General features: G+C 70.8%; 11 protein-coding genes. 8 read left to right on the forward strand and 3 right to left on the reverse strand.

Annotation, left to right across the window (positions count from 1 at the left end):
* Positions 1 to 19: 19 nt before the first annotated feature.
* A complete protein-coding gene (locus tag D7Y15_RS39370; protein ID WP_233596782.1) occupies positions 20 to 1,381 on the reverse strand; it encodes an IscS subfamily cysteine desulfurase in 1,362 nt (453 codons plus the stop codon).
* Between the two features lie 369 nt (positions 1,382 to 1,750).
* Between D7Y15_RS39370 and D7Y15_RS39375 the strand changes: the two genes are divergently transcribed.
* Together D7Y15_RS39375 and D7Y15_RS39380 are read left to right on the forward strand one after the other, a co-directional pair.
* The gene (locus tag D7Y15_RS39375) at positions 1,751 to 3,364 is read left to right on the forward strand and encodes an SPFH domain-containing protein (protein WP_121755774.1); all 1,614 of its coding nucleotides are present in this window, start codon (positions 1,751 to 1,753) and stop codon (positions 3,362 to 3,364) included.
* Positions 3,365 to 3,434: 70 nt separating this feature from the next.
* Positions 3,435 to 4,859 carry a protein-disulfide reductase DsbD gene (locus tag D7Y15_RS39380; protein ID WP_121755775.1) on the forward strand — a complete coding sequence of 475 codons (1,425 nt, stop codon included), beginning with the start codon at positions 3,435 to 3,437 and terminating at the stop codon, positions 4,857 to 4,859.
* Positions 4,860 to 4,863: 4 nt separating this feature from the next.
* Here the strand turns inward: D7Y15_RS39380 and D7Y15_RS39385 are convergent, their stop codons facing one another.
* Together D7Y15_RS39385 and D7Y15_RS39390 are read right to left on the reverse strand one after the other, a co-directional pair.
* Positions 4,864 to 5,454: a tRNA-uridine aminocarboxypropyltransferase gene (locus tag D7Y15_RS39385; protein ID WP_120564061.1), complete on the reverse strand. Its 591-nt coding sequence runs from the start codon at positions 5,452 to 5,454 to the stop codon at positions 4,864 to 4,866.
* The gene (locus D7Y15_RS39390; protein ID WP_014395291.1) at positions 5,451 to 6,002 is read right to left on the reverse strand and encodes a hypothetical protein; all 552 of its coding nucleotides are present in this window, start codon (positions 6,000 to 6,002) and stop codon (positions 5,451 to 5,453) included. The genes D7Y15_RS39385 and D7Y15_RS39390 overlap by 4 nt, the downstream gene beginning before the upstream one ends.
* A gap of 493 nt (positions 6,003 to 6,495) precedes the next feature.
* Here D7Y15_RS39390 and D7Y15_RS39395 point away from each other — a divergent pair, with 493 nt between their 5' ends.
* The 6 genes from D7Y15_RS39395 to D7Y15_RS39420 all read left to right on the forward strand — a co-directional run.
* Complete coding sequence (locus tag D7Y15_RS39395) at positions 6,496 to 7,077, forward strand: RNA polymerase sigma factor (RefSeq protein WP_120564062.1); 582 nt, start codon at positions 6,496 to 6,498, stop codon at positions 7,075 to 7,077.
* A complete protein-coding gene (locus D7Y15_RS39400) occupies positions 7,074 to 7,541 on the forward strand; it encodes an anti-sigma factor (RefSeq protein ID WP_120581683.1) in 468 nt (155 codons plus the stop codon). The genes D7Y15_RS39395 and D7Y15_RS39400 overlap by 4 nt, the downstream gene beginning before the upstream one ends.
* A 149-nt stretch (positions 7,542 to 7,690) precedes the next feature.
* Positions 7,691 to 8,539 carry a zf-HC2 domain-containing protein gene (locus tag D7Y15_RS39405; RefSeq protein ID WP_121755776.1) on the forward strand — a complete coding sequence of 283 codons (849 nt, stop codon included), beginning with the start codon at positions 7,691 to 7,693 and terminating at the stop codon, positions 8,537 to 8,539.
* Positions 8,540 to 8,609: 70 nt separating this feature from the next.
* Positions 8,610 to 8,861, forward strand: coding sequence for a hypothetical protein (locus D7Y15_RS39410; protein ID WP_121755777.1), 252 nt, complete (start codon positions 8,610 to 8,612; stop codon positions 8,859 to 8,861).
* A gap of 289 nt (positions 8,862 to 9,150) precedes the next feature.
* Positions 9,151 to 10,488, forward strand: a complete 1,338-nt coding sequence (locus tag D7Y15_RS39415; RefSeq protein WP_121755778.1) for a M24 family metallopeptidase — start codon at positions 9,151 to 9,153, stop codon at positions 10,486 to 10,488.
* A gap of 178 nt (positions 10,489 to 10,666) precedes the next feature.
* A partial coding sequence (locus D7Y15_RS39420) for a hypothetical protein (RefSeq protein ID WP_233605261.1) occupies positions 10,667 to 11,020 on the forward strand: 354 nt, incomplete at its 3' end.

Genomic DNA, 11,020 nt, shown 5'->3' on the forward strand with positions numbered 1-11,020 from the left:
CTTGAGGGGAGGGGAGCGCCTAGTGGGCGGTCCACTCGATGCTCTTGAGGTCGATGCCTTCCTTGGCCATCTCGTACAAGGGGCTCATGTCTCGCAACTTGCGGACTTTGTCCACCACGAGGCGGATGACGAAGTCGACCTCCTCCTCCGTGTTGAAGCGGCCCAGGCCGAAGCGGATGGAGCTGTGCGCCATGTCCTCTTCGACCCCCAGGGCGCGCAGCACGTAGGAGGGCTCCAGCGACGCGGACGTGCACGCGGAGCCGGACGACACCGCGACGTCCTTGATGGACATCATCAGGGCCTCGCCCTCCACGTAGGAGAAGGAGATGTTGAGGCTTCCCGGCATGCGGTGCTCCATGCTGCCGTTCACCGTTACCATGTCCAGCTGCTCCATGATGCCGGTGCGCAGCCGCTCACGCAGGCGGAACAGGCGCGCCGCTTCTTCCGGCAGGTCCTGCCTCGCCACTTCCGCCGCCGCGCCGAAGCCGACGATGGACGCCACGTTCAACGTGCCGCTGCGCATGCCGCGCTCGTGACCGCCGCCGTCCACCATGGGCGCGATGCGCACGCGCGGCTTGCGGCGCACGTAGAGGGCGCCCACGCCCTTGGGGCCGTACATCTTGTGCGCGCTGATGGAGGCCAGGTCGACGTTCATCTTCTCCACGTCGAAAGGCACCTTGCCCACGCCCTGCACCGCGTCGCAGTGGAAGAGGACGCCCTTCTCACGGCACAGCTTGCCAATCTCCGCCACCGGCTGGACCACGCCGATCTCGTTGTTGGCGAACATGATAGAGACGAGCACCGTCTTGGGCGTCATCGCCGCGGCCAGCTTCTCCAGGCTCACGCGGCCGTCCTTCTCCACGTCCAGGTAGGTGACGCGCGCGCCACCCGTGGGCATCTCCGCCCACTTCTTGTACGTGTCGTCCGCGTCCAGGTTGAGCTTCGCGGCCAGCTCCGGGACCTCTTCCGGCGTGACGTCGCGCTCGGCCAGCTGGCCCAGGCGCAGCAGCTTGAGCTCGTCCAGGCGCTCCTGGCGCACGCGCTCCAGGCGCTTGCAGGTGTCCAGGACGGCCTTGTGCTCCGTCTTCAGGGTGATGATGTGGTCGCCCTTGGACTTGTAGAACTCGATGACGCCCTTGATGGCCAGGTTGTCGGACTCGGTGGCGCCGGAGGTGAAGACGATCTCCTTCTCCGACGCGCCAATGAGGTCCGCCACCTGCCGGCGCGCCTTCTCTACCGCGGCCTCGGCCTTCCAGCCGAACGCGTGATTGCGGCTGGCCGCGTTGCCGAAGTCCTCGCGGAGGTAGGGCAACATCACTTCCAGCACCCGCGGATCGAGCGGGGTGGTCGCGTGGTTGTCCATGTAGATGGGCAGGCTCAGCATGAAGTCCTCAGGAAGAAGTGACGCAGGAGGGTGGAACACCCCTCCGCTCCCCGGCGACGCGGTGGGTCCGCGCGCAGCGGCAGGGTCTACATGGGCCCACACGAATGTGGACCGGACTGGTCAATTATAAAATCGACCCCCCTCGGGTCAAGGGAACATGGGGTCCAGGGCCTCTGTCCGCGACGCACCGGGTCGTGGGATGCGCCGGCCGGGTTCAACGCTCCTCCGGAATGGAGCACTCCGGCCGCGCCGGGTTGGAGCGGGGTGATCCGAAACGGTGCTTCGCGCGCCCATAAGTGCCCGTTTCGTGGCACCCCGGGGCATGGCCGGGCGCCTGCACTGGAGCCAGCGCGGAGGGTGCCAGACATGAGCGCCAACGCGAAGACGCAGGCCCGGAGCAACGCCCAGGACACGCAGCAGGACGGGACGGGGCGGCCGTCGCTGGTCCGCCTGGAGGGAGGGTTGGATCGCTCCCGCTACGTGGACGGCTGGCGGGCGGGCAAGCCAGCGGAGGACCCCGACAAGGTGAAGAAGTGGGGGCTCATCACCGCGCGGCCCAGCGAGTTCCTCATCCACATGCGCCGGGGGCGCGTGCGCGAGGTGAGCGGCCAGGGCGCCAGCTGCTTCAAGCTGCCGGGGGACTCGGTGGCCATCGTGCCCACCAGCATCCAGCGGTTCCAGTTCACCGCGGATCAGGTGACGAGCGAGAAGGTGGGCGTGGCGGTGACGGGCCTGGCGGTGTACCGCATCGCGGATCCGCTGGTGGCCTTCCGGATGCTCAACTTCAGCTACCCGGAGCGCGCGCAGGAGAAGCTGGCGGAGCTGCTCGGGGAGATGTTCGTGGGCGCGGCGCGCCGGCTGGTGGCGAACCTCACCGTGGAGGAGTGCCTCACCCGGCGCAAGGAGGGCATCGCGGCGGAGCTGATGCGCGAGATTGCCCCCGTGCTCTCCGGACGGGGCCGGCTGGAGGACCGCACCGACGTGGGCTGGGGCGTGCTGCTGGACACGATTGAAATCCAGGACGTGCGCGTCCTGTCCTCCTCCGTCTTCGAACACATGCAGGCCCGCTTCCGCCGGGAGCAGGAGCGGCAGGCGCGCGAGGCGGAGCTGGCCAAGGAGCGCTTCGTGCGGCGCGAGGAGACGGAGGCCGAGCGCGTGCTCAACCTCCAGAAGCTCGCCGCGCGCGAGGAGGTCCGCCAGCGCACCCAGGCCACGGAGGAGCAGGCGCAGATGGAGCAGCTCGCGCAGGAAGCGCGGCTGGCCCAGGCGAAGATGGAGCAGGCGCGTCAGCAGCAGCAGGAGCGCACCTCCGTGGATCGCGAAGTGGCGCTCGCGAAGCTGACCGCGCAGGAGGAGGTCCGCACGCGCACGGAGGCGCTGAAGGAGCAGGCCCGGCTGGAGTCGTTGGCCACGGACGCGCGCCTGGAGGAGGCGCGGCTCACCAGCGAACGGCAGCTCGCGTACAACCGCGCGCAGGGTGAACTGGAGGAGCTGCGCTGGGAGCAGGAGGCGGAGGCCGCCAAGGCCCAGGTGGAGTTGGAGCGGATGCGCCGCCAGCAGGAGGCGGAGGCCGCGCGTCACGAAGTCCAGCTCGCCGTGGCCCGGCAGGAGGCCGAGCAGCTGTCCGCCCGGCTCCAGGTGCTGCTGGCGAAGCAGTCCATCGCGGAGGCGGAGGCCGGCATCGCGGAGCTGGAGCTGCGGCGCACCCGCGCGCAGCAGGGGCTGGAGCTGGAGCGCGCGAAGACGCTGCGTGACATCGAGAACTCGGTGAGTCCAGAGGTCATCCAGTTGACGTTGGCGCAGCAGCTGCCCCAGGTGGCGGCGGCCTTCCAGCAGCGGATGGGCGAGGTGCACGTGACGGCGGTGGATGGAGCGAACCCCTTTGGCTACATCGCCGCCGCCGTGGAGGGTGTGATGGGGCTGGCGCGCTCCGCGGGGCTGAAGGTGCCTGCCGCCCCCGCGGAGATGCCGGCGGGGTAGCCGCGTCCCCGGCCTCCGCATATAGAAGGGAGCCTCCGAAGGTCCGGACGCGCGGAGGCGTAAGGCACGCATGGACACGAAGAAGCTGACGCTGGCGGCGGTGGTGGCGGGAGTGGCGGTGGCGGTGGTGCCGTGGCTGTTTCCCACGGGGCCGAGCGCCGGGCTGGACGCGGCCCGGTTCCTGGAGTCCGGGAACCTCGCCTGGGGCGCGCTGGTGGTGTTCGCCGGCGGCCTGCTCACCGCGCTGACGCCGTGCGTGTACCCGCTCATCCCCATCACCGTGTCGGTGTTCGGCGCGAGGAAGGCGGAGGCGCGGGGCCGCTCGCTGGCGCTGACCACGTCGTACATCGTGGGCATGGGCGTGGTGTTCAGCGCGCTGGGCGTGCTGGCGGCGAAGACGGGCCAGGCCTTCGGCTCCATGCTGGGCAGTCCCGTGGTGGTGCTGGGGCTGGCGCTGTTCCTGCTGCTCTTGGCCTCGTCGATGTTCGGCGCGTTCGAGCTGGCGCTGCCGTCGTCCATGCAGACGAAGCTGAGCAACGTGGGCGGCGCGGGCATCGCGGGCGCGTTCGTGATGGGCAGCGTGTCCGGGTTCCTGGCGGCGCCGTGCACGGGGCCGGTGCTCACGGGCCTGCTGGCCTTCGTGGCGAAGTCCGCCAACACGACGCTGGGCGCGACGCTGCTGTTCATCTACGCGCTGGGCATCGGCGTGCCGTTCTTCCTCATCGGCGTCTTCACCGTGCGCCTGCCGCGCGGTGGCGTGTGGATGGAGTGGGTGAAGAGCGTGCTGGGCATCATGCTGGTGGCGCTCGCGTTCTCGTACGTGAAGGACGCCTTCCCCTGGGCGCGCGACACCGTGAAGGCGCTGGGCGCCGAGGTGGGCCAGGTGCCCGGCGCGGTGCTGGCCGCGGTGCTGGTGGTGGTGGGCGTGGGGGTGGGCGCGGTGCACCGTTCGTTCAAGGAGGGCGCGCGCGACTTCGGCTTCAAGGCGCTGGGCGTGGCGCTGGTGGTGGGGGCGCTGGTGTTGCGAGGCGGCGCGCTGGACGCGCGGCCCACGGGTGAGCTGTGGGTGCGCATGGGACTCCAGGAGCGCCCGGTGGCGCCGTCGTGGCAGTGGCACCACGTGATGCCGGCGAAGAAGGCGACGTTCGACGCCAGCCAGTTCGAGCAGGTGCTCGCGGCGGCGAAGAAGGAAGGCCGTCCGGTGCTCATCGACTTCTTCGCGGACTGGTGCGCGGCCTGCAAGGAACTGGACCGGCTGACGTATCCGTCCTCGGAGGTCATCACCCAGGCCGAGGGCAGCCGCTTCCTCACCATCAAGATCGACGCGACCAACAGCGAGGACCGCCTGGATGCGCTGATGGAGCAACTGGGCGTGGAGGGCCTGCCCACGGTGGCCTTCGTGAACCCGGACGGCACCGTGCTGACGCAGCCGCGCGTGACGGGCTTCCTGGAGCCCGTGCCCTTCGCGGCGGAGATGCAGAAGGTCCTGCAGTAGGTCGCTAGAGGTAGTTCTCCCAGCCCAGCCGACCGCGGCTCGCGAGCACGCGCTCAATCATCAGCTCGTGCAGGGTGAGCAGCGGTTTCGCGAGCTCCTCGCCCTCCAGCCGCGCGAGCGCGCCGGCCATGGCCTCCAGCGTGGACATCCCGTCCGGGTGCGGCGGCTTGCGCAGGCGGCGCGTGTCCGGCGCGGGCGGCGGCAACCTCATGCCCGGCAGCCTGCGCAGGGCGGGGACGCGCTGCACCATGCGTCGTGCCTGCGCCCAACTCCCATCGATGACCACGAGCCGCTTCGGCGGAGGACCCTCCGCCTCCGGTGCGTCCGGGAACAGGAGCCACGTGTCCGGCGTGTCCAGCACCGACGCGTCGAAGGGCGCTCCGGGCGCTCCATAGGACACGATGTGGCAGCGGGGCAGGGCGAGCGCGGCGATGCGCGCCGTGTTGGTGCTCTTCTGCGACTCCTTGTTGTGCCGGATGATCAGCAGCTCCGTGCGCGTGGGGATGACGGGCACGTCCGCGCACAGGCACAGGGCCGTGGGCAGGTAGCACCGCTCACAGCGGCCCGACAGGTCCTCCGGGGTGCTCGACCTCATTTCGCCGCGGTGCGGTAGCGCTCCATCAGGGCTCGCGCCTCACGCAGCTTCTCCTCGACGAAGCGGTCGTCCGCGTCAGGCTCGTATTCGGCGTCCGGCGGATCCAACTGGAAGAGGGCGGACAGGCTCGCGGGGGCGACCTCCAGCCACTCGGACGTGCGGGTGAGCGCGGCCTGCCTCCGCCCGGCGAAGGTCTCCGGCCCGTCCTCCGGGCCGCAGCGGCAGATGCGCGCGGAGTCCCCGGACACGTCCACGTAGAGCCCCAGCACCTCCGCGTCCACCTCCGCGGCCAGTGCACAGGTGGCCTCGCTGACGTAGGCCGCCATGGCCTGCGCCGCGCTGCGCTCCGTCAGCGAACGCACCAGGTAGACCTGCCACCCGGCCTCCGTGAGCGCTCCGGCCTCACTCAGCGGGGCCAGCTCCGCCGGCGGCGCCTGGATGCGCGACAGCAGCCGGCGCACCGGGACCTCCAGCCGCTCGAGCCGGGCGTTCGACGCGGGGCAGAAGAAGACCACGCGGTACTCTCGGCTGTCGGCGGCGGTTTCCATGGGCATACGGCGGTGGCCCAAGAGGACCAAAGGACTCCCCAGGCACGCAAGGGGGGAGTTGCGCCCGAGGACGCTTCCCCGTGCCCCCAGGGGGCCTCCCCCAGGCCCGGAACACGACGCGGCGGGACACGTCCCCCCCGCCTGACGCACCAGGAGATGCCACCGCCCCCCGCGCCCACCGCGGATCCGCGTCCACGAAAACGCTCCAGCCCCCAGAAAGCCGCTGGGGCATGCTGGACGCCCCTATTTCACCCCGTTTTTCACGCCGGGTCCGGCACGCGCCACCCGGAGGCAAGTCACACCCATGGAGAGACATTGAACCGGGGAGTGCCTGGATGTCTGTCTATTCCATGCAAGGAATTGGCGTCTGCTTGAAGTGTTTCAGCCGTACTGGCCGCCGTGACTCGGGAAGAAGCGCGACAGCGTTTGTCGCATCCGTGAGAAAAAAAGAATCCGGCCCTCGGCGTTCTCTGGAGGGAAGGGAGGCGGTCGCATGGTGCCAGGGAGGGAGGAGCCGCCAGTCCGGGAGGGCTCTGGAGGGGAATTCGCCGCGTTCGCGATCCGCCATCAGCCGGTGCTGGTCGCCATCGCGCGCAATGTCTGCGGCAAGAGTGCCAGTGATTGCGACGACCTGGTGCAGGACGTGCTCTTGCGCGCGCTCCTGCAGTGGGAGCGGCTCAAGCGTTGGCCGGAGCCCGCGCGCCGCGCGTGGCTGGTGCGCGTGCTGCACAACCGGTTCCTGGACCAGTGCCGCCGCCAGGGCGCGGAGACGGACCGCCGGGTGGACCTGCACAACGTCCACATGCTCTTCGAGGACCCGGAGGACGCGCCGGAGCCCGAGCAGTGGGAGTGCGTCACGGAGGACGAGCTGCGCCAGGCCGTGGCGCGGCTCAACGAGAAGCTGCGCCAGGCGTTCGAACTGCATGCGCGGGGCCTGCGCCATGCGGAGATCGCCCGGCGGATGAACACCCCCAGCGCGGGAACGGTGGGCACGTGGCTCTTCCACGCCCGCCGCCGCCTCAAGGCCATGCTCCACGACACCGCGGAACGCCGCCGCCAGGAGAGGGAACGATGAGCACCGCGTGTGAGGACCTCCAGCCCTTCCTGGACGGGAGCCTGTCCGCCGAGGACCAGCGCCGCGTCCGAGGCCACCTGGCCACCTGCGACGTCTGCGCCCGCCGCTTCCACGACCTGCTGCAACTGGAGATGCTCGCGAGGCTCGCGCTGGAGGACCCCGCGGAGAGCGAGCGCTGGGTGTCCGCCCGCCAGGCCCGCGAGACGGTGCCCGGGGCCGACTGGGACGACGTGCCGGAGAACTGGCCCGGGGACGTGCTCGCCACGCCCCCGCCCCCGGAGCGCGAAGGCCGGGCCTGGCACCAGGGCGCCCGCCGCTTCCGCCGCCGCTGCCCGGGGTGCGCCAACTGCTGCCCCTGGTTCGCGACGACGGAGGCGGTGGAGGCCGTCAGCGCGCCGCGCCTCCCGTGCCCGCGCACCAGCCGCTCCGGTGCGACGCTGCTGCGCCCCCGCACGCGCCGCTGAAGACGCGGGCACTCGCCGCCTGCTCCTCCCTGGGGGGCAGGCGGGGGAGCCAGCGGCGAACGCTGTTAGCGGAATCCACCAAGGATTGCTTCCGCTCGCGTTTCGCAAGGGACGGGAGGCGGCCTCGCGACTCCAGGCCCTGACGCGTGATGGATCTCTGGTGCAAGAAGCTCTACCGGTTCCTGGATGGGGAGCTGGAATCGGGGGACGAGGAGCACTTCCGGCTCCATCTGGCCCTCTGCCGCGCGTGCGCCAGCGGGCTGCATGATGCGATGCAGTTGGAGATGCTCAGCGTCCAGGCCCTGTGTGGCGCGGTGGCCCACAACGACGCGCCACCACCACCTGCTCCCCTCCGAGGTCCGTTCCGCTTCGCGTTGCCGCGCGGCAGATGGCGGCATGCGATGGGGGCGGTGCTGGCCATGGGACTGGGTGCGCTTACCGCGGTCATGACGGGGGACGGCTTCCGGCCGAAGGACGCGTGGCGGGCGGATGCGTCCGCGAGGGAGCTGGAGGCGCGCATCGCGTACCCGGCCGCGGACCGCTACCTCCCCTACGTTCCCGTCCGGACAGGGGCGGGGGGCGGAGTGGCGCTCGCGACCGAACCGCCGGTGCCCCTGCGGACCCTGGCGGCACTGGAGGAGCGGGGGGACCTGCACGGCATCGCGGCGGCCTACCTGGTGCGTGGCGAATTGCGTCAGGCGTCGGACTTCCTGTCTCGCAGCGCCCCCTCGCTGGACCGGGACAGCGACCGGGCCGTGGTGGCGATGGCGGCGGGGGATTCGCGGGGCGCCCTGGGGCTGCTCGAAGGCGTGTTGCGTCAAGCACCGGACCATCCCCAGGCCCTGTGGAACCGGGCGCTGGTGCTTCGCGCCATGGGACTTCCGCTCCAGGCGGCGGAGGCCTTCGAGGCCGTGGCCCGTCGGGGGGAACCGGGGTGGAGCGAAGAGGCCGGAATCCGGGCCCTGGCGCTCCGGCAGGGGGGCGCCTTCTTGAAATGATTAGGGGCGACCCAAGGATTCTGGCGGTCGGCGTCTAATTATCGAGGCGCGGCGTGGCGGCGGCGGCGGGGTGGACGGCAAGACACCGCACCGGGGGGACGCGATGTACCGCATCGATGCGTGGAGCCAGGGGGACGGCGAGCTGTGGGCGCCCGGTTCCAACGGGGGCGCGGGTGTGCGGCCGGAGGACGAAGCCCGGGAGCCGAGGGGGTACCGGGTCGAGGAGCAGGAGGGGGACGGGGAAGAGGACTCCCGGCACGAAGGCGAGGAATCGCTCTTCGATTTCGAGGAAAGCGACCTGGATTGGGTCGCCAGCTACTGAGGTAACGGCGCGCGCGGTTGGATGTCCGCGCTCCACGCGGCCTTCGGGGGAGGGCCGCCGCTTCCAGTGGATTCGCTGGCCGTGAGGCCTGGCGGGTTCCAGGTGTCCCGAACCGGGGGGGACGGGATCCGGAAGCGTGTGGGGGCGAGGACATCCGAGCGGGTGAGCAGGTGGGAATGCGCCCCAGGCCCTCCGTTCCCGGATCCCAAGGGTTCCGGGAGCGGGGGGCTTCGGTTTTTCTGGGGCGCGCTAGGCTGCTCCGCCTCCTTCCCGACCCGGAGTTCCCGACATGAACCGTTGGCGCGCAGTCCTACCCGCCCTGAGCCTGGGCTGTCTGGTGGCGTGTGCCACCGTCCCCGTGAGCGCTCCCACCCCGTCACCCGTGCCGCCGCCGTCCCAGGAGCGGGCCCTGCGCGAGTCCTGGCTGAAGGAGCGGCACGGGCTGCTGCTGGAGATGATGCGCCGGCACGGCGTGGCCATGTGGGTCGTGGTCAACGAGGAGTTCCACGATGATCCGCTGACGGCCTGGGTCGCGCCGCCGCTGCCGTACGCGGGCAACCGCGACGTGTTCGTCTTCGTGGACGCGGGCGACGCGGGGCTCCAGAAGGTCGCGTTGACGGGCTACGCCACGGAGGCGGTGTCGCGCTTCTTCGAGGCGCCCCCGGTGGAGCGCAAGCAGACGGAGGCGCTCGCGGACCTGGACGCGCGCTACCACCCGCGCACCATCGCGCTGGCCATGGACGGGCGGCGGGGCGTGACGCGCAGCCTGACGCATGACACCTACAAGTGGCTGGTGGAGGCGCTGGGCCCGTCCGCGGAAGCACGCTTCGTGAGCGCGGCGCCGCTCATCGAGGAGTACCTGGACACGCGGCTGCCCGGCGAGTTCACGCCCTATCGCGACCTGGTGGTGCTGACGGAGTCGCTGGTGAAGCGGGCGCTCTCCAACGAGGTGGTGGTGCCCGGCAAGACGACGGTGGGGGACGTGCGCCGTTGGCTCTACGACGCGCTGTTCGACGCGCGCGTGGGCACGTGGTTCCAGCCGGACCTGCGCGTGCAGCGGCAGGGCATGAAGGACGGCTTCTCCCGGGGCTTCCTGGCGGTGGCGGACGAGGCGGTGGTCATCCAGCGCGGCGACCTGCTGCACGTGGACTTCGGCGTCTCGGCGCTGGGGCTGAGCACGGACTGGCAGAAGATGGCGTACGTGCTGAAGGACGGGGAGACGGACGCGCCGGAGGGGCTGAAGCGCGCGCTGGAGAACACGCGGACGCTGCAGGACGCGCTGATGCTGCGCGCGTCGCGACCGGGGCGCTCGTCGGCGGATGTCTACGACGCGACGATGGCGGAGATGAAGGAGCGGGGCATCGAGGCCAAGGTCTACAGCCATCCGCTGGGCGCGCAGGGACACGCGCTGGGCGCGTCCATCGACTTCCGTGCGGCATCGCGCTCCGAGGCACCCAGACTGTTGCGCAAGGGCTCGTACCTCGCCGTCGAGCTCAACACCGTCACGCCCGTGCCAGAGTGGGGTGGGCAGCAGGTGGCGGTGATGCAGGAAGATCCGGCGTACCTGACGGACGAAGGCTGGCGGTTCTTCGTGCCGCGCCAGGACGCCTTCTATCTCATCCACTGACGACACGAAGGGAGCGGACGTGATGCGCGTGGGCAGACCATGGACGACGTTCGGAAGGGGGGCGTGCGCACTGCTCCTCATGGGTCTCACGGGGTGCAGCGCAGCCAGTGGGGACGACGCTCCCGCGCGGCAGGAGAGTCCCCTGGCCGCGGAAGCATCACTCCGGCCGCCGCGCGCGGTGGACAGTCTTCTCAGCCTGTTCGATCAGACAGCCTCCGTGGTGGAGGGTGAAGTCACGGACGTGCGCAGTGAGTATTCGCCGCGCACGGGCCCGTGGACGGTGGTGACGCTGGGGAACGTGCGGGCGCACCTGGGCGCGGCTCCGCGGGAGCTGCGCCTCAAGCAGGCCGGAGGGGTGCTGCCGGATGGACGGCAGCTCGTGGTGAGCCATGTGCCCCGCTTCGTCCGGGGCGCGCGCTACGTGGTCTTCCTTCGCAACACCGGATGGAGCCTGTCGCCGGTGCTGGACGAGCACGCCTTCCGCGTGGAGTCGGTTGCGGGCCGCGAGGTGCTGGTGGGGGCCGAGGGCGGG

Origin of the sequence: Corallococcus sp. AB030 (assembly GCF_003668965.1) — a bacterium.
GTDB classification, from domain to species: domain Bacteria; phylum Myxococcota; class Myxococcia; order Myxococcales; family Myxococcaceae; genus Corallococcus; species Corallococcus exiguus.